General features: G+C 37.3%; 21 protein-coding genes. 2 read left to right on the top strand and 19 right to left on the bottom strand.

Annotated features, from left to right (window positions below; all coding sequences use genetic code 11):
• Nucleotides 1-2 precede the first annotated feature (2 nt).
• A complete protein-coding gene (locus ACT9TX_RS08590) occupies nt 3-2,444 on the top strand; it encodes a BamA/TamA family outer membrane protein (protein ID WP_481337866.1) in 2,442 nt (813 codons plus the stop codon).
• Nucleotides 2,445-2,560: 116 nt separating this feature from the next.
• Here ACT9TX_RS08590 and rocD read toward each other — a convergent pair whose 3' ends face one another.
• The 3 genes from rocD to ACT9TX_RS08575 all read right to left on the bottom strand — a co-directional run bounded on the left by rocD (nt 2,561) and on the right by ACT9TX_RS08575 (nt 7,902).
• A complete protein-coding gene (gene rocD / locus ACT9TX_RS08585; protein WP_481337865.1) occupies nt 2,561-3,790 on the bottom strand; it encodes an ornithine--oxo-acid transaminase in 1,230 nt (409 codons plus the stop codon).
• A gap of 307 nt (nt 3,791-4,097) precedes the next feature.
• Nucleotides 4,098-5,252 carry a sensor histidine kinase gene (locus ACT9TX_RS08580; RefSeq protein WP_481337864.1) on the bottom strand — a complete coding sequence of 385 codons (1,155 nt, stop codon included), beginning with the start codon at nt 5,250-5,252 and terminating at the stop codon, nt 4,098-4,100.
• Between the two features lie 211 nt (nt 5,253-5,463).
• Nucleotides 5,464-7,902 (bottom strand): TonB-dependent receptor, encoded by a 2,439-nt coding sequence (locus ACT9TX_RS08575; RefSeq protein ID WP_481337863.1) that lies wholly within the window; start codon nt 7,900-7,902, stop codon nt 5,464-5,466.
• Nucleotides 7,903-8,063: 161 nt separating this feature from the next.
• On the opposite strand from ACT9TX_RS08575, the gene ACT9TX_RS08570 reads away from it, so the two are divergent.
• Nucleotides 8,064-8,417, top strand: coding sequence for an ArsC family reductase (locus ACT9TX_RS08570; RefSeq protein WP_481337862.1), 354 nt, complete (start codon nt 8,064-8,066; stop codon nt 8,415-8,417).
• A gap of 38 nt (nt 8,418-8,455) precedes the next feature.
• Here ACT9TX_RS08570 and ACT9TX_RS08565 read toward each other — a convergent pair whose 3' ends face one another.
• The 16 genes from ACT9TX_RS08565 to hisB all read right to left on the bottom strand — a co-directional run bounded on the left by ACT9TX_RS08565 (nt 8,456) and on the right by hisB (nt 23,775).
• On the bottom strand, nt 8,456-9,526 hold the full coding sequence (locus tag ACT9TX_RS08565) for a redoxin domain-containing protein (protein ID WP_481337861.1): 1,071 nt from the start codon (nt 9,524-9,526) through the stop codon (nt 8,456-8,458).
• Nucleotide 9,527: 1 nt separating this feature from the next.
• Nucleotides 9,528-10,124: a bifunctional phosphoribosyl-AMP cyclohydrolase/phosphoribosyl-ATP diphosphatase HisIE gene (gene hisIE / locus ACT9TX_RS08560; protein WP_481337860.1), complete on the bottom strand. Its 597-nt coding sequence runs from the start codon at nt 10,122-10,124 to the stop codon at nt 9,528-9,530.
• A gap of 192 nt (nt 10,125-10,316) precedes the next feature.
• The gene (gene hisF, locus ACT9TX_RS08555; RefSeq protein ID WP_481337859.1) at nt 10,317-11,138 is read right to left on the bottom strand and encodes an imidazole glycerol phosphate synthase subunit HisF; all 822 of its coding nucleotides are present in this window, start codon (nt 11,136-11,138) and stop codon (nt 10,317-10,319) included.
• Nucleotides 11,138-12,268 (bottom strand): 1-(5-phosphoribosyl)-5-[(5-phosphoribosylamino)methylideneamino]imidazole-4-carboxamide isomerase, encoded by a 1,131-nt coding sequence (gene hisA / locus ACT9TX_RS08550; protein ID WP_481337858.1) that lies wholly within the window; start codon nt 12,266-12,268, stop codon nt 11,138-11,140. Before hisA ends, hisF begins: the two co-directional genes overlap by 1 nt.
• Before the next feature lie 14 nt (nt 12,269-12,282).
• Nucleotides 12,283-12,960: an imidazole glycerol phosphate synthase subunit HisH gene (gene hisH / locus ACT9TX_RS08545; RefSeq protein ID WP_481337857.1), complete on the bottom strand. Its 678-nt coding sequence runs from the start codon at nt 12,958-12,960 to the stop codon at nt 12,283-12,285.
• Between the two features lie 20 nt (nt 12,961-12,980).
• Nucleotides 12,981-13,766: a tryptophan synthase subunit alpha gene (trpA, locus tag ACT9TX_RS08540; RefSeq protein WP_481337856.1), complete on the bottom strand. Its 786-nt coding sequence runs from the start codon at nt 13,764-13,766 to the stop codon at nt 12,981-12,983.
• 198 nt (nt 13,767-13,964) lie between these two features.
• Nucleotides 13,965-15,191, bottom strand: coding sequence for a tryptophan synthase subunit beta (gene trpB / locus ACT9TX_RS08535; protein ID WP_481337855.1), 1,227 nt, complete (start codon nt 15,189-15,191; stop codon nt 13,965-13,967).
• 38 nt (nt 15,192-15,229) lie between these two features.
• The gene (locus ACT9TX_RS08530; protein ID WP_481337854.1) at nt 15,230-16,564 is read right to left on the bottom strand and encodes a hypothetical protein; all 1,335 of its coding nucleotides are present in this window, start codon (nt 16,562-16,564) and stop codon (nt 15,230-15,232) included.
• Nucleotides 16,565-16,579: 15 nt separating this feature from the next.
• Nucleotides 16,580-17,218 (bottom strand): phosphoribosylanthranilate isomerase, encoded by a 639-nt coding sequence (locus ACT9TX_RS08525; protein WP_481337853.1) that lies wholly within the window; start codon nt 17,216-17,218, stop codon nt 16,580-16,582.
• Complete coding sequence (trpC, locus tag ACT9TX_RS08520) at nt 17,215-18,006, bottom strand: indole-3-glycerol phosphate synthase TrpC (RefSeq protein ID WP_481337852.1); 792 nt, start codon at nt 18,004-18,006, stop codon at nt 17,215-17,217. The genes ACT9TX_RS08525 and trpC overlap by 4 nt, the downstream gene beginning before the upstream one ends.
• 334 nt (nt 18,007-18,340) lie before the next feature.
• The gene (gene trpD, locus ACT9TX_RS08515; RefSeq protein ID WP_481337851.1) at nt 18,341-19,333 is read right to left on the bottom strand and encodes an anthranilate phosphoribosyltransferase; all 993 of its coding nucleotides are present in this window, start codon (nt 19,331-19,333) and stop codon (nt 18,341-18,343) included.
• A 68-nt stretch (nt 19,334-19,401) separates the two neighbouring features.
• Nucleotides 19,402-20,094, bottom strand: a complete 693-nt coding sequence (locus ACT9TX_RS08510) for an anthranilate synthase component II (RefSeq protein ID WP_481337850.1) — start codon at nt 20,092-20,094, stop codon at nt 19,402-19,404.
• Nucleotides 20,095-20,189: 95 nt separating this feature from the next.
• Entirely contained in the window at nt 20,190-21,611 is a 1,422-nt protein-coding gene (locus ACT9TX_RS08505; RefSeq protein WP_481337849.1) for an anthranilate synthase component I family protein, read from the bottom strand.
• Nucleotides 21,612-21,906: 295 nt separating this feature from the next.
• A complete protein-coding gene (locus ACT9TX_RS08500) occupies nt 21,907-22,383 on the bottom strand; it encodes a type II toxin-antitoxin system VapC family toxin (RefSeq protein ID WP_481337848.1) in 477 nt (158 codons plus the stop codon).
• A gap of 2 nt (nt 22,384-22,385) precedes the next feature.
• Nucleotides 22,386-22,577: a hypothetical protein gene (locus ACT9TX_RS08495; RefSeq protein ID WP_481337847.1), complete on the bottom strand. Its 192-nt coding sequence runs from the start codon at nt 22,575-22,577 to the stop codon at nt 22,386-22,388.
• Between the two features lie 58 nt (nt 22,578-22,635).
• Nucleotides 22,636-23,775 carry a bifunctional histidinol-phosphatase/imidazoleglycerol-phosphate dehydratase HisB gene (hisB, locus tag ACT9TX_RS08490; RefSeq protein ID WP_481337846.1) on the bottom strand — a complete coding sequence of 380 codons (1,140 nt, stop codon included), beginning with the start codon at nt 23,773-23,775 and terminating at the stop codon, nt 22,636-22,638.
• Nucleotides 23,776-23,792: the final 17 nt, after the last annotated feature.

Below are 23,792 nucleotides of genomic sequence, written 5' to 3'. Positions count from 1 at the left end.
CTATGATTTTTGTTAGCAACAGCATTTCGCCTCAAAAAATACTTGGTTTATTCGGTATCGTATTATTATTTGCTGCTTGCAGTAGCGTAAAAGAGTTTCCTGTAAACAAGCCTTTTGTTTTCTCAAACAAAATAACGCTTAAAAATAACGTGGGTAAAGATGAGAAAAAACGGCTAACATTAGAACTAGATAATTATTGGGATGACAGTTTAAAAGCAAGAAAGGTGCAGCAGTTTGGGTTTATTTACCGCCTAAAAAAGCCTGCTGTGTACGATAGTGCTAACATAAGCCGCAGCCGTGGTTTTATGAATGCCTTTTTAAACTCGCAAGGTTATTACTACGCTAGGTTTAAAGATTCGGTTACTATAGATTCTGTTGTGGTAAAAGAACGTATTGGTAAGTTGTTCAGCAAACGTGTACCTGTGTTGCAATTACGCACCAATATTGAGTTTCTGGTAGATGTAGGTAAACGCATCACTATCGATACAGTTAGCTTTGCCATGATAGACACGTTGCACAAGCCAATAGATTCTACGTTACAAAATATCACATTGGCGCAAGCAAAATATAGTTTGCTAAAACAAGGTAAGCCTTACTCAAAACAAATTGTAAGCGATGAGCTAGATAGATTGGCTTATTTATACAGAAGCAACGGTTATTACAACTTAAACCGTGAAGATATATATGCCCTTGCAGATACTTTGAATGCTAAATTATTAACGCTATCAATAGATCCATTAGCGCAAGCGCAAATAATAAACGACGCAGCCAATGCACGTAAAGAAGACCCCAAGTGGCGCTTTACAATGATGCTGAAAAAAATAAAAGATACACTAAAGCTGAAGCAATACTATGTAGGCAATTTGTATTACTATCCTGATATTAAAAACGTGTATTACAATGCGGATACTTTAATGGCAAGAAAAGATTACAAAGAGTCTTTTCATAAAAGTGGCGTGATGCGTTTTGATGAAGATAAGTTTAGGTTTAGGCCATTGCGTGAACACACTTATTTAATTCGCGGTGGTTTGTACAATGAAAACGCTTATTACAAAAGCATCAATAAACTCAATCAAATTGGTTCGTGGAAGCAAGTAGATGCAAAAGCAGTTGTAAGACTAAATTCTGATAGCATAGATTTTCATTTCTTTTTGTTGCCCGCACCAAAGCAAAGTTGGGGTATTGATTTTGAAGGTAGTAGAAATACAGGCGATATTGGTTCGGGTAATTTATTAGGCTTAGCTACTAATTTAACCTATAAAAACAGAAACGTTTGGAAACAAGCCATACAATCTTTAACCCAAGCTAGGTTTGGTTTTGAGTTTAATATTGATAAGCAGGTAGCCAACATTGCACCTAAGCCTTTTGTACAAACAGAGCAGTTTACATTGTCTCATTCATACAGTTTTCCTAGAATCATTCAGCCCTTTAAAAATTGGAAATGGTTAACTGGACAAATCAATAAGATTGATAACAAGAAAACTATTTTTAGTGCCCAAGGTGCTTACACCAATCGTATTGATTTTTACCAATTGCGTTCACTAAATCTCAATTTTGGTTTCGATTATACTAAAGGCAATGTGTCTACACAATTTCGTTTTCCTAATATAGAATTGTATAAGGTAGATACTTTAGATGGCTTAATTCAACTGTTTAAAGACAATCCTTTTCTGCGTAACTCTTTTAGAAACGGTAATGTGGTTGGTGCTAGTTTGGCAAAAAATATTCTATTTAGTGGTGCGGATAAATCTAAAATTCATAACATTAGATTATTTGCTGAAGAAAGTGGTTTACTCACCAATTTGTTTACCAAGTTAGGCGACCGTATATTCTCGTATGTAAAGCTAGAAGGTGAATATCGTTACCTAAAAAAATTTACCAAAGATGAGTTGGCTTTACGAGCTTTTGTGGGTGCAGCTGTACCTACCAAAAGTGGGCAAACAATACCTGTGTTTAAGCAATATTTTGTTGGCGGTCCTAATAGTATGCGAGCTTGGGGGCTACGTCAGTTAGGTCTTGGTTCATCGCTTAGTGCCGATACAAGTACCTCTGGCTATACCGATAGATTTGGTGATTTTAACCTCGAGTTAAATGCTGAGTATCGCTTTTTATTAACCACCATTGCGGGTGTAAAAGTTGGCAGCGCTGTATTTACCGATATTGGTAATGTTTGGAATATTCGACAAGATCCCAATAACGTAGACGCAACATTAAACTATAAAAACTTTGTAAGAGATATTGCCATTGGTGTAGGCACAGGTGTAAGGCTCGATTTTTCTTTCTTCCTTATACGCGTCGATTTTGCCTACAAACTCAAAGACCCTGCTAGAGTAGCCAATAATGGCTGGACAAACTTTAGAGATTTTGAATGGACAGATACAAGACAGAATGGTGTGAAAATTAAAAACTACGCCTTTCAACTAGGTATTGGTTTGCCTTTTTAAAAGGCAAACCAATACTGTTATTTTTATTGAGCCAGCGGTATTGCTACTATTTAGCTATTGTTGCGTCGCACTACCGATAGCTATCGGTATGTACGTTCTGTTCCCTGCGCAGCAACTTAGAAGCTTTTTAGCGACTTAGCTATTATTTCTACACTTTCTAAAACCTGTTCTTTAGTAATAATTAAAGGCGGTGCAAAGCGAATTTTATCACCATGCGTAGGTTTTGCAAGCAAGCCATTGTCTTTCATAGCCAAGCAAATATCCCAAGCCGCTTCGGGGTTTTCATGCTCTATTACAATTGCGTTTAGCAAACCTCTACCTCTTATAGTTTTTATTAATGGCGATTGAACTTTAGTTAATTCATCTCTTAGTAAAATGCCCATAGCTGTTGCGTTTTCAGCCATTTGCTCGTCTTTTAATACCTGCAACGAAGCTATTGCAACTGCACAAGCCAAAGGATTACCACCGTAAGTGCTACCATGTTCACCCGGCTTAATGTTTAGCATAATGTCATCATCTGCAAGTATGGCTGCAACAGGCATAGTGCCGCCGCTTAAAGCCTTGCCTAATATTAAAATATCTGGTCTTACAGCTTCATGGTCGCAAGCAAGTAATTTGCCAGTTCTACAAAGCCCCGTTTGAATTTCATCCGCAATAAATAGTACATTGTATTTGGTACAAAGTGCTCTTACTTGTTGCAAATAACCATCATCTGGCAATACAACACCTGCTTCACCTTGTATTGGTTCTACCATAAATGCGGCTACATTATTGTCTTGCAAAGCAACTTCTAAAGCAGCAATATTATTGTAAGGTACTAAGCCAAAACCAGGCATAAAAGGCCCAAACCCTTTGTAACTACTTGGGTCGGTAGAAGATGAAATAGCAGCTAGCGTTCTACCCCAAAAATTGCCTTCAGCAAAAATGATTTTCGCTTGATTTTCTGCTACACCTTTTTTGTCGTAAGCCCAGCGTCTTGCCAATTTAATAGCCGTTTCGCCACCTTCTACACCGGTGTTCATTGGTAGTACTTTATCGTAACCAAAATAGCTAGTTATAAATTTAGAATACTCACCTAATAAATTGTTATGAAATGCACGGCTGGTAAGGGTTAGCTTACTGGCTTGTGTAGTTAAAGCATCAATTATTTTAGGGTGACAATGCCCTTGGTTTACGGCAGAATAGCCACTTAAAAAATCGTAGTAACGTCTGCCATCCACATCGTATAAAAAAACGCCCTCACCACGGTCTAGCACTACTGGTAATGGATGGTAATTGTGCGCACCAAATTGTTCTTCTAACTGTAAATAATAAGCGCTACGCTCAGATAAAGCATGAGAGTTCATAAATGTGAAATTTTGTAAAGAGTGATCCCGATAGCTTTCGGGAGTAAAAAATAGAAATCGTCAGTGACTAGTAAGTTATTCAATAAAATAACTTAGCAGCTAATGGCAAATAAATTGCCTTAGTATCTGGGGTGAACTAATAAATCTAAATTCTGACGTAGAAAAATCATTGAGTTGTAATTCTGAGGCAATGATACAGAAATTACACGAATTGCAGTTCACGAATTATTTACAATTACTCGAATTACACGAATGTTGAAGCTTAAGAAATCATGGTCATCATTTCAATCAAATCAATCAGCGGTTCTTATTTATTCAATATCACTCTAAACGTAGTGCCTTTGTTTACTTCGCTTTGTAGCACAAATATTTGCCCCTTGTGGTATTGCTCTATAATGCGTTTGGTAAGCGTTAAACCAAGACCCCAGCCACGTTTTTTTGTAGAAAAACCAGGCTTAAATACCTTGGCAATATTGGCTTTTAAAATGCCTTTACCACTATCTGCAACATCTATAATTATTTGTGAGGCAGTGTCTTTAATGCTTACAGCGATTTTACCTTTTCCTTCCATAGCATCAAGGGCATTTTTAAGCAAGTTTTCAATTACCCAATCAAATAGTGGTGGGCTAATGAGTGAAGGAATATTTGTTTCGTTAAAGGTGTCAAGTTCAAATACCACCTTGCCACTAGCACGTTTTTTTATGTAGTCAATCATGTTTTGTACCTGCTCAATGATGTTCTTTTCTTCAAGATTTGGTATGCTGCCTATTTTACCAAAACGGTCTGTGATAAGTAATAAACGCTGTACATCTTTTTCAATTTCGGGTACGATTTTTTCATTGCCTTCAATGTCTCGCATCATTTCTATCCAACCTTGTAAGCTGCTTACAGGCGTACCCAATTGGTGTGCTGTTTCTTTAGCTAAGCCTGCCCAAATTTGGTTTTGTGTGCTTTTAAAATTGGCTCGTTGCGCCATTACTAAAATGATGATGAATAGCCCAACAATAACGAGCTGAACGATAGGATAATATTTGACCTCTTTTAATAATTGACTTTCGCCATAGTAGTATTTGTTGGCTATATAAGGCTTCTCGCTAATGACAAGCACTACAGGTGGTGCGTAGGCTTTAAAAGCTTCTAATGTGGTGGTAAGATAATTTTTATCACGCTTTACAGCAAGTGTATCTAAGTTTAAATAATTGTAGGTAAGGCTATCTTTTTCGTTGGTTTCAATGATAGGAATGCTTTTATTTTCGCTGGCAATTTTTGTGGCTAAATTAATGCTTGCTGTATCTGATGAATTGAGTATGGTGCGTTGAGCTTCTACTAAAATTTCTACATTTTTACGCTCTTGGGTGGCTATTTTTTTGGCTAAAAACTGTGAGTACAAAATGGTGCCACTTGCAATAAATACTGCTACCAAACCTAATATCGTGCGCCAATTGAGCCATTGTTGAATCATGACCCTAAAGTAAGTGTTTTAAATAGATTGGAGCACTGATGAGGCAGATTAAATGGAGTAACACAGATAAAACTACGCTACAATAAAAGCTGAATGAAGTTATAAACGTACAAGTCCCGATTCAAGTGTAACATCGGGATGCCGACAGAGAGGTCGGCCAGTGACACAACAGGCGATGATGAGAATTACACCTTCAGGTAAACGAAAAAAACTAAACTTTCTTTTTCAATTTGTCTAAAGCGGCTTGACGTTGCTTATCGGTAATGGCGCTTTTTTTAATGATTTTGCTAAGCTGATAACTGATACCTAAACGGTAGTTGCGTGTGGTAGTGCTGCTGTAATTTTCTATGTTAAAATTGCTGCCGTAGGTATAAGTGGTGTATTGCTGCGTGGTAAATGGATCGAAAATGTTAAAGTTGACAATGACACGTTTGTTGAAAAATTTATGCTGTACACCTAAGTTCATGGTTATGTTGCTACGGCTGCGACCTTGTGGGTCTGCATAGCTATTGTAACGAGCGCTGCCTTCAAAAGTTAGCAAGTTGGTGGGCGTAAAACTGTAGTTGAAGCTGGTGTAAAAACTACCACCATCTTGGTATTTAAACAGTTGCTTTTCGGCCTCGCTGTACTTGTTAAACGTGTAGCCTGCACTTGCATTTACACGTAGTTTTTTGGTAAACGTATAGCCACCCCAAATGCTTGCTTCATACTCTTGTCGATTGGCAATGTTTTGGTAAGTAAGTTGTGTTTTGCCAGCTTCTATTAAGGTGCGAATTTGGTAAAATACGTTCTTAACATTGTTGTAGCCAAGCGATGTATTGATATAATATTTACCCTTAATTAAGCTGACGTTCCAATCGAAATTATCGGCCAAAGAAGGCGACAAATAAGGATTGCCAAAACGAATATTGTAAGGGTCGCTGTAATCGATATTTGGGTTGAGTTGCCCTAAATCTGGCCTACGAATACTTGCCCTGTAAACCAAAGCAGTATTGAATGTGCGGTCAAATTCTTTGCGTATGGTGATGTTGGGCAAAACGTTCCAATAGTTGTTGCCTACGTCTTTAGAATTGCCTTTGATGAAGGTAAAATCGGTAGTAGTGTTTTCAGCTTGTGCACCTGCAATAATGCGCAAAGTTTTATTAACAATATAAGTAAATCCTAGGCGAACCGTAAAGATGTCTTGGTTGAATTTAAAGTCGTTACTCAGCAAATCATTTGGTACAAAACTACTATCCTGCTTACGGAAAAATTTGGTGTTGAGTGTGTTGTGATAGCTACCAATTTGATATGTAGCGCCAGTGCTTAAAAATACTTTACCAGAATCTAATGGCTTATCGTAGCTAAGCCTTGCCTGCAAGGTATTGTTATAAGAATCGTAGTATTGAGACTGCGTCGAATCAACACCTGTAGGCTGATAGAAAGGATTTAAAAACTGTTGAAAATAGTCTTTACCATTATCGTTTTTGCCAAAGCCGCCAATAACTGCAAAGCGTAAAATTTCAGCAGGATTTTTGGCTTTATGGGTATAATTGAAAGTAACGTTGTGGTTATAGCCTGTACCATCGCTGCCATTTTCTCGTGTACTGATTTTATACGGCACTAAAAAGCGGTTGATATTGGTGTATTGTGTGGTAGAAATATTATCGAAGAAATTGAGATTACCTTGGTACACAAGATTCAACTGGTTGAATTTGTTGATTTCATAGTCGAATTGTGAACGCAAATTGGGTCTTAGGTTTTTACTTTTCCAATTGGTTTCGGTATTGAAATAATTGGTAGAATCAGCATAAATATTTTGACGCTTAGAGTAACTATTACCTGTAAGTTGACTACCAGCAATACCAAGAATATTATTGGTAGAGAACTTTTGATTGCGATAACTTGCATTGGCTGCTAAGCTGCCTTCACCTCTTGAACCTGCACTTACTGTTATTTTTCCTGTAAGCCCTATTTTACCTTTTTTGGTTACAATGTTTATTACACCGCCTTGCTCTGTAGCGTATTGTGCTGGTGGATTGGTCATCAGCTCAATTTTCTCAATGCTACTACCTGGCAAACTTTCAAGTAAATCTTTCAATTGATCGGCTGTTAAATCGGTTGGTTTATCGTCAATTAATATTTTAGGTTCTTTACCTTTTAAAAGTATTTTACCGTTAGGGTCGTTACTTATTAAAGGCATATTCTTTAAAATTTCAGAGGTTGAAGAGCCATTACTTAATGCACTTTCGCCCACATTGTAAGTAATTTTTCCATCGGTATTTTCTATCAAGGGCTTTTCTGAATACACAATTATCTCATCAAGATTAGACGATGCTGAAGACTTCATTTTTATATCGCCCAAATTAAAATCGTAACGTTCACTACGAATGTTGATACCATCTATAATATTATTGGCAAAGCCTGTAGCAGTAATAGTAAGGCGATAATAGCCAAAAGCTAATTTTTCAAACTCGAAAGCACCATTTTTATCGGCTACCTGTGTAATTTTTTTAGTTGAATCTACTTTAAGTGAAAGCATTAAAGTAGCAAAAGCAATGGGCTTACTTGTTTGTGCATCAAGCACATTACCTATAATTAGGCCTAAATCTTTTTTGGTACCAACCGTTGTATTTCGTTCCGTTTGAGCTTTTAGGTCCATTATTGACATAACCGCGAACAAAACCAAAATAAATCTGTTCATTAACACTTGCTTTGGTTTGAAATTATATTAAACTGCTTTTAATACCCAATATATTTTTTTAAACGGTAAAAATACTATTTTTAAACACCCTTTAAAAACGACATAACATACCAAAACTAAAAACGAACATGCTTACACTGTATGGAATTCCAAACTGTAACACAGTAAAAAAAGCCATAGATTGGCTGAAAAAAAATGAGATTGAATTTCAATTTCACGATTACAAAAAGAAAGGCATTGATGAAGTAACCTTAAAGGGGTGGATTACTCAAATTGGGTGGGAACGTTTGGTAAATAAACGTGGCACTACTTGGAAAGGCCTTGATGAGACACTACAAAATTCAATTGTAAACGAAGCCGCTGCAATTGAATTAATGATGAGCAAAACCAGCGTTATTAAACGTCCATTAATTGAACAGAATAATAAAGTAGCAGCACTTGGCTACGACGAGAAAGAATATGAAGACGCATTTTATGATTAAAACAAAAAGCGCCGTTGCAATTGCAACGGCGCTTTTTGTTATTTTAAAAGTTCTTTTAGTTTTTGTTGCAATTCTTCACCACGAAGATCTTTACCAATTATCTTACCATCAGGCCCAATCAGCATATTAGCAGGAATACTTTGTATACCATACATTTTAGCCACAGCATTATTCCAATATTGCAAGTCGCTTACGTGTGTCCAAGTTAGTTTATCGGCAGCAATAGCTTTCAACCAATTATCTTTTGCTTGGTCTAGCGAAACACCCAAAACAGTAAAGTTTTTATCTTTGTAAGTTTGATAAGCTGCTACAACATTCGGGTTTTCCATTCTGCATGGTCTGCACCAGCTAGCCCAAAAATCTACCAATACATATTTACCTTTAAATTGAGATAAACTCACAGGTTTGTTAGCCGTATCTGCTTGTGTAAAATCAACTGCCATACTACCAACAGCACCAATTTTACCAGTAGCTATCATACGTTCAAGCTCTTTTGCATACACAATGTTTTTAGCTGAAGGCAGCAAACTATTGTATCTTTCTTCTACCGCATTTACATCACCATACAATTTGTTAAGCTGAAACAATACAAACGAACTTACCGCAGAACCAGGCTTAGTTTTTAAATACGCATCGGTATAAACCATCAATTTATTGCGACTAGCATTAAACACATTAATCAAGCTATCACGCTTTTTACCTTCTTTTTCAGCATTAATTATTCCAGACAACTTGCCCAGTTTTTCACTCAAAGGCGTAAACCCTTTTACAAAACTGGTATAATCTGCATGTAGCTGCGAGCCAGTAACAGCAGCAGATTTTAAGTTTGCAGCATCACCATTTACCACAACATTATCATTGTCTATAAATAGTTCTACACCTTCTTTGTAACCAATAAAACTTAATTGATACAAGTCAGCAGCATCTAATTTTCCAGCCAAAGAAAACGTACCTTTTTTAACATAATCTTGCGCCAAGGTGTTGCCCTGATTGGTTTGTAGAAACACCAACGTACTATCTTTTAAACCCTTGATAGTACCTTTTATAGCGTAGTTTTTTTGTGCGATAACCGATGCTGGCAACAGCAATGCAAACAATAATTTCTTCATTTTATTTCTTATGTCTTTTTTGTAAAACCTCTAAAACCTCTTGCAATTTATAACCTTTAGCCTTTAGCAACAGCAAATAATGAAACATTAAATCTGCCGCTTCACCTAAAAATAACTCCTTGTTATCATCTTTCGCTTCTATCACCAATTCTACCGCCTCCTCACCTACTTTTTGCGCCACTTTATTTATGCCTTTACCAAGCATTTTAGCTGTATACGATTCATCTGCCGAAACCTTACTGCGTTGCTCAATTATTTGCTCTAAATACAACAAAAAGTCTCTAGGCTCGTTCGTTTCGTTCCAGCAAGTGTCTGCACCAGTGTGGCATGTTGGGCCAATTGGATTTGCCTTTATCAACAACGAATCTTTATCGCAATCAACAGCAATACTCACCAAGTTTAAAAAGTGACCACTTTGTTCGCCTTTCGTCCACAAGCGTTGTTTGCTACGGCTAAAAAATGTCACATGCTTGGTACTTTCAGTCACTGCCAATGCTTCTTCATTCATAAACCCTAGCATCAACACCTTATCAGTTACCGCGTCTTGCACTATTGCAGGCACCAAACCGTCAGCATATTTCTTAAAATCAATTGTCATATTTTATTACACGAATTTTATCTAATTACACGAATTATTGTAGCGAGTTTTCTTTTGGTAACCAGCTTCAGTACTACTATTTAGCATCGTTGCGTCGCACACTTGTACGGTTTATTCACTATTTGTCATGCTGACGAAGGAAGCATCTGCTTAGCCATTGATGGTTAGATTCTTCGTTCCTCAGAATGACAATTACAAACGCATATTAATTCCTTCTTCTTTCAAATACACTTTCAAGTCTGGTATTGCCACTTCCTTAAAGTGAAAAATACTTGCGGCCAGCGCAGCATCAGCCTTACCTGTTGTAAACACATCTACAAAATGAGACATTGTACCACCACCACCACTTGCAATAATTGGCACAGGCAATTCTTCGCTTAATCTGCTAGTAATATCAAGCGCAAAGCCCTGTTTTGTCCCATCGTGGTTCATCGACGTCAACAAAATTTCGCCTGCACCTAAAGCCACCGCTTGCTTAGCCCAATCAATACATTTGGTATCAGTTTTTACTCTACCACCGTTCAAATATACATACCACTCACCATCTGCTCCTTGTTTTGTATCTATTGCTAGCACTACAAACTGACTACCAAACTCACTTGCCAAGTCTTTTATCAACTGCGGATTTTTATAAGCAGCTGTATTAATACTCACTTTATCAGCACCATTCTTCAATAAAACAGATGCATCTTCTACTGAACTAACACCACCACCTACCGTAAAAGGTATATTGATATTACGAGCAATACGGCTCACCAATTCACTTAATGTTTTACGCTTCTCATTCGTAGCAGTAATGTCCAAAAACACCAATTCGTCCGCACCTTGTTCAGCATAAAAAGCCCCCAATTCTACAGGGTCACCAGCATCACGTATATTTTCAAAATTCACGCCTTTTACAGTACGTCCATCACGTATATCAAGGCATGGAATGATTCGTTTTGTTAAACCACCAAGCCCCCCCGCCCCAGAAGGGGTGCTTGAAGAAATGCTATTGTTCGAATTACTGTTCATTATACAAATCTTTTCAAATCAGAAATTCTAATTCTATTCTCATAAATTGCTTTACCCACAATTACACCGCTACAACCAATCTCTTGCAACACTTCTAAATCTTGTACTGTTGCCACACCACCACTAGCAATAAAATGCAGTTTAGGAAACTTCTGGATAATGTTTTTATACAACTCAGTTGATGGCCCTTCTAGCTTGCCATCCTTACTTACATCGGTACAAAATATCTGCTGAACACCTTGCTGTACATAGCTTTCAATAAAATCATAAATCCAAACATCGGTTGTTTCTAGCCAGCCGCCTACTGCAATTTTCTCGTCTTTAACATCTGCACCTAGTAAAAATTTATCCGCACCATATTGTTGTAGCCAACTTACAAACATGGCTTTATCTTTCACCGCAATACTACCTACCGTTGCTAAAGCAGCACCTGAATTAAACACAATATCTACATCATTATTGGTTTTAATACCACCACCGAAATCAATGGTCAATTTTGTTTTTGATGCAATGGTTTCTAAAACTTTCCAGTTTTTAACAGCACCTGCTTTTGCACCATCTAAATCTACCAAATGTAAGCGCTGCAAGCCTGCATCTTCAAACATTTTTGCCACTTCTAGCGGCTGTTCGTTGTAGATTGTTTTTTGTGCATAATCACCTTGCGTTAGTCGCACACATTTACCATCAATAATATCTATAGCAGGAATTATAAAATTGCGCCCCGCCCCTAAAGGGGTGCTTGATAGCGTGTTTTTGTCTTGCAGATTTTTGTCTATTGTGTGTTTAATTGTATCAATCACTTTATCTAAATTTTTAAAAACTTCTTCATTTGAAAATCGCAGGAACTTAATTCCTAAACTTTCAAGATGTTGTTGCCGTTCAATATCATTTCGCTTAACATCTTCTAACCCATGAATACTTCCATCTATTTCTATTGCAAGCCTAATCGAATGAGCATAAAAGTCAAGCACATAAACAGATGCAGGATGCTGACGCCTAAATTTTATTCCAAACTGATTTTGACGTAAATAATTCCACATTAGATTTTCAGCCTGGGTAGGCTTGTTTCTCAATTCTTCTGCCTTTTGAAATATCAAAGGATTGGCTTTGTAAAACATATTCTCTTGCATACTTAGTGAGTTTCTTAACTCCCCTTTAGGGGCTGGGGGCTTAAAAAATTTCTTAGTATTTGCTCACCAACTATTGACGACTTTTCAGCATGAAATTGAACACCGTAAAAATTGTTTTTATGAATAGCTGCACTGTATGGCTGCACATAGTTTGCTGTGGCAATGCCATGTTCAGTTAAAGGCACATAATAGCTGTGTACAAAGTAGCAAAAGCTATTTTCATCTATACCTGCCATTAATGGCGATTGTAAATTGTAAATATTATTCCAACCAATCTTTGGCACTTTCAAATTGTCACTAGCGTTTGGCTTAAACAATTTTACAGACTCATCAAAAATGCCTAGGCACTCTGTATTATTTTCTTCTGAGTATTTACATAGTAATTGCATGCCCACACAAATACCCAAAACAGGCTGCGTAAGCGTAGGTATTAAATGATGCAAATTGCTTTCCTTCAGGCTATTCATGGCACTATTGGCTTCGCCAACACCAGGAAAAATGACTTTATCTGCGGCTAAAATTTCTTCGTGATTGGCTGTAACTGTAGCATTTACCCCAATACGTTCTAAAGCATACAACACACTCTGAATATTGCCTGCATTGTACTTGATGATGACAATATTTCCCCCACCACTGCCCCTAGCCCCTAAAGGGGAATTATTAAAAGACGTGGTATTTTTTAATTCTTTCATTTTACTATATATTACTCCCTTTAGGGTTGGGGTAAAATTGTATTTAAAAATTCTTTTGTAGCGGCAGCAACATCAGTTTTGCCTTCTAGAGCTTTGATGTATGCTGAGCCAATAATAGCACCATTTGCATATTTACAAGCACTAGTAAACGTGGCTTTATCTTTAATACCAAAACCTACCAAAACTGGGTTTTGCAAGTTCATGGTTTGTAGGCGTTGTAAGTATTGTTCTACAGCATTAAAGTCTTTCTCGTTACCTGTGGTTGATGATGAAGACACTGCATATAAAAAGCCTGTACTTAAACTATCTAGTTTGCGTAATCTTTCCTCACTTGTTTCTGGTGTTACGAGGAAAATAAAATCAAGCCCGTTTTCTTTAATGATAGCACCGTATTCTGTTTCAAACTCGTATTCAGGTAAATCTGGTAAAATCAAACCATCAACACCTACAGCAGCAGCATCCTTACAAAAACGCTCAAAGCCATATTGCAATACAGGGTTCATGTAGCCCATTAAAATAACAGGTACTGTTATCGTTGGTCGTAATTGCTGTAACTGCTGAAACAAAACAGCTATCGTCATACCATTATCTAAAGCCACAGCACCACTAGCTTGAATGACAGGCCCATCAGCTAAAGGATCGCTGTAAGGCATACCAAGCTCTATTAAATCTGCACCATTGCTTTGCAATGCTTGCATGATAGATAAAGTGCTATCTAATTTTGGATAACCTGCTGTACAATAAACGTTGAGGATGCCCCTAGCCCCTGAAGGGGAATTTTTAAAAACATTCGATATTCTACTCATAAGCCCCAAACCCCTAAAGGGGGATTTTAAAAAAATGATTTACAATCATAATAATATTCAAAAAACGTACACAAACGACGCTCAAAAAGCTCCATAAAGTATCTAACCGATGCAGTGTGCGACGCAACTAAAGCTAAATTGAAACACAAATGCTGGCTACATAATTATCTTCCTTATTCCCCTTTAGGGGTTAGGGGCTTAAATACCCATCGCTGTCATATAAGTAGCCAAGTCTTTATCGCCACGGCCACTTAAGCAAATTACAACTGTATCTTTTGGTGTTAACTGCATTTGATGCAACGCTGAAAACGTATGGGCGGTTTCTAGCGCAGGAATAATGCCTTCGGTTTTAGACACATGAAACGCTGCTGCTAATGCATCATCGTCTGTAACACTTAAAAATGTACCACGGCCACTTTTGAATAAATTCGCATGCATGGGTCCAATACCTGGATAATCTAAACCCGCTGAAATGCTGTGTGGCTCTACAACCTGACCATCTTCTGTTTGCATTACCAAGCTTTTGCTACCATGTAATACACCCGGCTTACCAAGCTGCGATGTTGCTGCGCTCATACCACTATTTACACCATGACCAGCTGCTTCAACAGCTACTAACTGCACCGATAATTCATCTAGAAAATGGTAAAATGCGCCTGCCGCATTGCTACCACCACCTACACAAGCTATCACATGTGTTGGCAATTCTGAGCCTGTTTTTTCTAATAACTGCGCTCGAATTTCTTTACTGATAACACTTTGAAATCGTGCCACCATATCAGGATAAGGATGTGGACCAACCACAGAACCAATGATATAATGTGTATCGTTAGGGTTATTAATCCAGTCTCTAATGGCTTCGTTAGTAGCGTCTTTCAGTGTTTTACTACCGCTTGTTGCAGGCACTACAGTTGCACCTAACATTTTCATACGAGCTACGTTTGGTGCTTGACGTTCAATGTCTTTTTCGCCCATGTACACAATGCATTCCATGCCCTTTAAAGCACAAACCGTTGCAGTAGCTACACCATGCTGACCAGCGCCTGTTTCGGCAATAATTCTGGTTTTGCCCAAGCGACGAGCCAATAAAATTTGCCCAATAGTATTATTAATTTTGTGCGCACCTGTGTGGCATAAATCTTCACGCTTTAGGTAAATATTTGTGTTAAATTCTTCGCTTAACCTTACTGCGTAAAACAATGGTGTAGGACGACCCACATAATCGGTAAGTAGTTGCTGAAACTCTTTCTGAAAGCTTTCTTCGTACATGATTTCTTGGTACTTAGCTTTCAATTCTTCTACATTACGATGTAGCATTTCTGGTATATAAGCACCACCAAATTTGCCATAGTAACCTTGTGCATTGGGATTTTGAAATGATTCGTATACTGTTTCTTTCACTTCTAATGTTGCTTCACTTATCATATCACTGCGAATTTTTATTACGTTTCATATTGCTTGGCTTAGCAAATTGCTAGTTGCAAGCTTGTTATTCGACTCTTAAATAATGGATGATTGAATGAGACACTACCATTTACGGATTGTCTTACTGGTTTTAAAAACGTCTTCTTGAAATTATTTTTTACAGGTTGTTTTACAGATGTACTTGCTGGCTTACTAGTTGCAGACTTTGCTGCTACTTTTTTAGGCGTAGTTTTCTTGTATTTTGTGTAAATAGTTTTACTAGCAACAGCTGACTTGCCTCTATAATTTTCATCAAAAATATTGGGCTGAGAAGAAGAAGCTTGCTCAGTTCTGCTAGGCGTAACGTTTGTATTATTAGTTTGTACAGGTGGCTCTTGGTATACCAAAGTGCTACCGCTTTGCTGCTGGCCATTAGTTGGCTCTTGTGGTACTGGCATTAAAATCATGGGATTGTTTTTGCTTGCAACATAAGCCCCTTGAATTTTTGGCGAACGTAGATTAGAAGCTGCAGCTGGTACAGGCGCAGTGTAATTTAGAGGTGGATATAAATCCTCAACCGATTTTGGCTTTTCTACCACATTAGCTGTTGGTTCAGTTTCTTTCTTTTTTGGCACACCGTCTTCCATATCATCAGGCGACATAGGCACTAATAATATAGGCTTTTTTAAAGCTGGCTTGTACACGCCTTTAAACTTAGGCGAACGTAAACTTGCCTTTTTATCACTAGCAGCACTAGTTGGTGGTGCAGTTGTAGCATCTGCTACAGGTGGTGGGCCATACACTAACGGTTCTAACTTAGCTGGTGCTGAATTACTTGGTGGTGCCGACCATGATGTAGAACCGGTTGGTGGCTCCTCGTATTTTAAAGGCTCATTGTCAGCTTTTTTAGTTGGTGTTGGTACAGTATTATTAGTAGCTACAGTTTGTGGCTGCACGGTTACAACTGGTGTTGATACAGATGCAACTGGTTTAGTAACCGTATTTGTTTTAGATACATCTGCAGGCTTTGGTTCTTCAGCTACTAAAGGTGTTGTTGTTGCATTCGTTTGTGCGTTACTTGCACCTTGCACTACAGGCAAATTAAAAATAAAACCCTTAGGCACTGGTGCTTTTGCAGCTGGCACTTTGGTTTTTACTATTGGTTTTTCACTGCCTGCTTGTATTACTTTCTTTACTACTGTCTTTTTAACTGTAGTATCATGTTGTTGTATGGCTTGTTTACTTACATCGGGCTTTTGCGTTTCTGATGCTTTGGGTAAATAAGTAACAGACTCTCCTTTTTTTGGCAATAAAGTACCTGATATTGTTTGCGATTGTGCATCTACAAACAATACGCTGATTGTACCAAGTACCAGTAAAAAGAGTTGTTTCATTGGTTTAATAACGTATTATCCTTGCTTTAATTGCGATACAAATGTCCTTACTTTTTCCATATCCTTGTAGCCTGGCGTAATTTCAAACTTACTATTAACATCTACTGCAAATAAATCCTTACCTACTTTGTTTTTACTAAAGGCTTGCAACGCCGCTACGTCTTCTGGCTGAATACCACCGCTAATAAAAAATGGCTTGTTAATATTCAAATCCATTAAAGCTTCCCAGTTAAATTTTTTGCCTGTACCACCATAACCTACACCTTCAGTATCAAACAAAAACATATCTACCACGTCCTGATAATCTTTTATTTTCCAAAGTATATTATCATTGTCAGACAAGCGAAAGGCTTTGATAACCGATACATAATCTGATATACGTTCACAAGCTCTCGGGCTTTCATCACCATGTAGCTGTACTAGGTACAAACCACAATCATCCACTGTTTGCAATACATCCTCTGTGCTTGCATTTACAAACACACCAACCTTGTTTATGTTGCTTTTTATTTTTTTAATACTTACCGCAGGCATGTGCTTGAACACATACCTTGGGCTTTTGGGGTAAAAAATAAAGCCACAAAACTCAACCCCCATATCGCTCAACTGATTTACTTGGTCAATATCAGTCATACCGCAAACTTTTATTCTCATGGCAGTTTTGTTTTCAGTTCTGTTACAAAATCGGCAAAAGCAATCGATGGTTTGGGTTGTTTCATAAAATTCTCACCAATCAAAAATCCTCTAAAACCAGCTTGGCGTAAAGTTACAATGGTATCTGTATTACTAATACCACTTTCTGCAACGGCTACTTTGCTAGTTGGGATACTTTTAATTAGTTCTATTGAGGCATCAATATTTACAATAAAGTCTTTCAGGTTACGGTTATTTACACCTACCAAATCAACCTCATCACAAATATGTTCTAGTTCTTCTTCGTTGTGTATTTCTAGCAATACTTCTAGGCCAATGTTTTTGGCAAAAGTGGCAAAATGCTTCACCTCTTTAGGCGATAAACAAGCTGCAATTAATAAAACCACTTCTGCACCATGCGCTTTCGCTTCTATAAATTGATACTCATCAATCATAAAATCTTTGCGCAGCAAAGGCACTTCGTTAATGGTTGCTTTCAGCAAATCATCTAAGCTACCACCAAAAAAGTTGGTATCTGTTAATACCGAAATACCTGATGCACCATGTTGCGCATAAGCAGTGGTTACTTCTTCTACAGTAGCCGTAGCATTAATAATACCTTTTGATGGTGATTGTCTTTTATATTCAGCAATAATGCCTGTTTTTGCATCATCTAGTAAAAACTGCTTAAGCGATAGTACTGGTTTTGAAAAAAAAGGCATTTGTTCTAGTTCAGCAATGCTTTTATTAGCTTTTGCAGCAGCTACTTCACCTTTTTTATACGCAACTATTTTATCAAGAATATTCATAACTATTTTATGTGGTTCTTTTTTCTACTAATTTGATGTTTAGCAACTTTTTATGACACTTTTAAAATCTATTTAGTTTACATCAACTGCTAAATATTTAATTTCCTTGTAATTAAAAATCATTTCGAGTGGGTAGTTTATAGCTTCGAGTGGATTGAAATATATTTCTACCTAATTGAAAAATATTTTGAGTATTTTGAAATTAATTTCGATTGACTTTTATTTTATTTCTAGTGACTTGAAACATATTTCTATTAAATTGAAATTATTTTGAGTGACTTTAATTTTATTTCAAGTGCTTTAAAGTTCATTTCGATTGACTTGTATTCAATCTCTACTGCATTGCAATCAAGGTTTGCAAACAATGATAAGCAGCTTTACTCTCTAAACTAATAACAGCTGCATTGTAAGCGTCATCATAGCTAGTAAAGCGACCTGTACAGTACAATGCCATTGCACTATTTGCTAAAACCACAGCATTTTGCGCCCAAGTACCATTGCCTTTAATAATGGTTTCAAATATTTTAGCAGCTTCTTCTATTGAATTGCCTCCGTAAATATCTTGCTGCATTACCATGCGTTTACCCAATTGCTGCGGTGTTTTAATGCTTTCACCTTCATTGGTAATTACTTTGGTATCATTGGTTAATGAAATTTCATCGTAACCATCTAAGCTATGAATAACAGTAAATGGCTTACCAGTTTGCTGTAATAAGTAATTGTAAATACGAGCCATTTCTAAATTGTACACGCCTACCAATTGATAACTTGGATTCGCAGGATTAACCATGGGGCCAAGCATATTGAAAAAGGTACGCACACCTAAGTTTTTACGAATAGTACCAACGGCTTTTAATGCCGGATGAAACAATGGCGCATGTAAAAAACAAATATTTGCTTCTTTTACTTCTTGCTGCAATTTGGTAATATCGTTTTTGTGCTTGTAGCCAAGTTGTTCCATTACATTACTAGCACCACTGATAGATGAAGCGCCATAGTTACCATGCTTAGCCACTTTTTGGCCAGCACCTGCTACTATAAAACAACTTAATGTAGAGATATTAAACGTATTTTTTCCATCACCACCCGTACCTACAATATCCATTACTTTATAATCACCTAAATCTACTTTTACGCAAAGTTCTAACAAGGCATCTCTAAAACCTTGTAACTCTTCAATAGTAATGCTGCGCATTAAATACACCGTCATAAAAGCAGTTACTTCATGCTCGTTGTACAAACTTTTACCTATGCCTAGCAATACATCTTTTGCTTGCTGATAAGAGAGTGTTTTATGCTCGAATAAGTATTGTAATATTTTTTTCATGCCCCTGCCCCCTAAAGGGGAATTTTATGTTTATGTTTTATAAATCTTAGCCATCTAAATGCTCCCCTTTAGGGGTTGGGGGCTAACCAATTTCTCATAATCTTTTCACCATCTGGCGTTAATACACTTTCTGGATGAAATTGCACGCCTTGTACATCGTAGGTTTTGTGTTGTAATGCCATGATAAAGTTGTGCTCGTCTCGTGCTGTTACTTCTAATTCTTCTGGAAAATTATCATCGCTAACCACCCAACTATGATAGCGACCAACTGTGAATTCGCTAGGAAAGCCTGCAAACAAATCGTTTCGAGAACCGCTAGTCGATAATCGTGAGTTACTTGCAACATCCGATTCTCGATTAACGAGTTGAATAGGCGTTGCAATACCATGATACACAGAAGACAAATTGGTAAGCTTACCACCAAATGCCTGACCAATTGCTTGATGCCCTAAACACACACCTAGTATAGATTTAGTAGCTGCATATTGCTTAATTAATGGCAATAGCAAACCTGCTTCTTCTGGTATGCCTGGCCCTGGTGACAAAATGATTTTATCGTACTGATTCACGTCTTCTAAAGCAATTTCATCATTACGAAAAACATCTACTTTTTGATGGGTAATTTTTTCTACCAAATGCACCAAATTGTAAGTAAAAGAATCGTAATTATCAAAAACTAGAATGCGCCCCCCTGCATAGCCCCTAGCCCCTAAAGGGGTATTATTATTTTCCAAATTTGAATGACTATTATTTGTTGACATAACTTTCTTTAAAATGTTGAATAACGGTATAAACGTACAAGTGTGCGACGCAACAACAGCTACATAGCAGTACTACTGTTGGTTACATAAAACAACTACGCACCAATATCATTAGCAAATTCAATGGCTTTTTTAAGTGCATTGAGTTTGTTGTTTACTTCTTGCAACTCACTTTCAGGATTTGAAGCAGCTACCACACCTGCACCTGCTTGATAAAACAAAGTGTTGTTTTTGCTTAAAAAAGTGCGAATCATAATGGCGTGATTGCAGTTGCCATCAAAACCCATAAAGCCAATACCACCACCGTAATAGCTGCGGTTGGTAGTTTCAAAACTATCTATCAAGTGCATGGCTTTAATTTTAGGCGCACCGCTTAAAGTGCCCGCAGGAAAGGTTTTCGCCAATAACTCGAAAGGGTTACTATTAGGGCGAACGGTTGCATTTACCTCGCTTACTAAGTGAATGACGTGACTGTAATATTGTACCTCACGGTAGTGGCTTACACGCACATCATCACACACACGGCTAAGGTCGTTACGAGCCAAATCGACTAGCATGACATGTTCTGCATTTTCTTTAGGATCAAGCAATAAACGCTCTGCTGCTTCATGGTCGGTAGCATCGTTGCCTGTGCGTTTAAATGTACCTGCAATTGGGTGAACTGTGGCTTTGCCATTGGCAATTACCAACTGACTTTCAGGTGAAGAACCCATTAATTTATAGTCACCATAATCGAAGAAAAACAAGTAAGGTGAAGGATTGATATTGCGTAAAGCTCGGTACACATTAAACTCATCGCCTGTAAAACTTTGCTGAAAACGACGGCTCAACACAATCTGAAATACATCGCCTCTAAAGCAACTTTGAATACCTTTTTTTACCATCTCAACATAAGCCTCGTTGGTGATATTAGATGTTTCCACACCGCTAACCGCAAAAGGATACGTAGGTACATCTTTACTTTTAATCAAGCTTTCTACCACTTGCACATCGCTATCTAAACCAGCAATTTTGTTTTCGCACAAGTACAATTCATCTTTAAAATGATTGATAGCAATAACATACTGGTACAAGCGATAGCGCATTAAAGGAATGGCCGTGTGCTGTGTATCGTGGGTAGTCAATTTTACAGAATCGAAAAACTGTACTGCATCGTAAGTAGTATAGCCATATAAACCTTGGGCAAATTTTGTAGCTTTATCGGTGGTTTCAGCCGCTTCAAAGCGATTCATAAAATTCCACAAATGCGTAGGCACTTCGTTAATTTTATTAATCAACATACGTTCTGGCTGCTGCGCTGGCAACTTAAATTCAATGCTTTTGGTATCGGTAATTTCTATACCAGCAATAGCATTGATACCAATAAAACTGTAGCTATTTTCTGCTACATGGTTATCGGTACTTTCTAGCAAAATGGTATCACGAAATTTATCACGAACACGCAAGTAAATACCCACTGGTGTGTACACATCAGCTAGCATTTTTTTAACCTTGGTTTCTATTACTATTTTTTTCATATCCCTGTTTAATAACACTAATTATTACGAATTACACGAATTGCTTGCTCCAAATTTGATTTGTCAAAATCCATTAATCATAAAAATCCTACAAAATCCTAGTTCAGACCAACAATTAAAAAGCCCCAACATTCTGTCGGGGCTTTCTTTGAAAATATATTTTTCAAATTCAGTAATGCTTATGACATTACAATACCCCTGTAAGGTTTGTATGCCACCACCACTGAATGTTTAAAGTTGTTTGTTTCATCTGTGTTGCAAATATGGGTTGATGATTTGTAAGTGCCAAAAAAAGTTATACTGGCTCAAGCATGTATCTATTTTCCGGGTCTTCAGGATTAATAGAAACATAGCCCATCGCTGTTACTACCTCACATAGTTTTTTATCTGCCGAGACGAAAGCTATTTCGTTAAATTGTGATAATTGTACGAAGCAAGCAAGATGCAACGAATCCAAAGTTTTTAATGCAAATTGACTACCCCATTTTAGAATTAAATTCTTAGCCTCAGTAAAAATCAGCATGTCAATTTCAAGAATATTTTCATATTGAATATCTATTGAGAACTTACTGATACTTTGTAAAACGTCCTTTTCTTCTGCTATTTCATGCCGTCGCAATTTTCTATACATAGCACAAGTAAATTCAGTAATTGCCAATTGCGATAAGTAGTTATCACTATGAATATTTTCAAAAATGCGAATGGCTGGTTCGCTACCTGTTTCCTCATGGTAAATTTTTACAATTGCAGAAGTATCAAAATAGTAATCCATAATTAACTGTTTCTATCTTCAATTATATCATCTGAAAAACTTGATGTTACTTGTGCCAATATTTTCTGAACTTCTAAATAATGCCTTGGCTTTCCTTTGGCATCTGGCTTTTTAGCACACCTTATTTTCAAATTACCGTAAGTTACTTGAGGCTCGGATAATTGTCGTTCTTTTTTAGTTTCTATTACATTCATAGATAACGATTTAAGAAATTAAAGTTATAAAAATATTCTTGTAATAATTACTCTTCATTTACAATACCCCCTTTGTGCTTGGCAAATAGTTGCTCAATGGGTCACGTTTTACTGCCATTTTAATGGCTTTGGCAAATGCTTTAAAGATGGCTTCAATTTTATGATGTTCATTATCGCCCTTACATTCAATGTTCAAGTTACATTTGGCTGCGTCGCTAAAGGATTTAAAGAAGTGAAAGAACATTTCTGTTGGCATTTCGCCAATTTTTTCACGTTTAAATTCAGCGTCCCACACTAGCCAATTTCTACCGCCAAAATCAATCAATACTTTGGCTTCGGCTTCATCCATTGGTAAGGCAAAACCATAACGTTCCATACCACGTTTATCTGCCAAAGCTTTTGCAAAAGCTTCGCCTAAAGCAAGGCCAGTATCTTCTATGGTGTGATGTTCATCAATATGCAAATCGCCTTTGGTAACAATGTTTAAATCCATTTTCCCATGACGGGCAATTTGATCAAGCATATGATCGAAAAAGCCCAAACCTGTTTCTATATGTGCATTACCGCTACCATCTAAATTCAGTTCTACATGTATTTTAGTTTCGTTAGTGTTTCGTTCGTGTATTACATGACGTAAACCAAGTTTTAAAAACTTGTAAATTTCATCCCAATGGATGGATTCTAAGGCAATAGTTGGTTGCAAATCTTTTACTGCATCGCTTATTTCTGCGCCACCAAGGTTAGGATCATTATTTAGCCAAATGGCTTTGCAGCCTAAGTTTTTTGCCAATTGTACATCGGTAATTCTATCGCCAATTACAAAGCTGTTGGCAATGTCGTAAGCATCATTATTGAGGTATTGCGTAAGCATAGCCGTACCTGGTTTACGTGTAGACAGGTTTTCAGCTGGTAAAGATTTATCAATATACACACCAGAAAACACAACGCCTTCATTCTCGAAAGCTTGCATGATAAACTGCTGTATGGGCCAAAAACTGTCTTCGGGAAAACTGGCAGTACCAAGCCCATCTTGGTTGGTAACCATTACTAACTCGTACTCAAATTCTTTGGCAATACGAGCCATGTACTGAAAAGCATTCGGGTAAAATTCTACTTTATCCCAGCTATCTATTTGATACGTTGGTGGCTTTTCTTTTATTAAAGTACCGTCTCTGTCTATAAATAAAATTCGTTTCATGTCAAGTTCTTAGGAGA

The sequence above is a fragment of the Parasediminibacterium sp. HNIBRBA5674 genome (assembly GCF_056745525.1).
The sequence above is the reverse complement of the archived record's forward strand: the minus strand, read 5'-3'. Positions and strand labels throughout refer to the sequence as shown.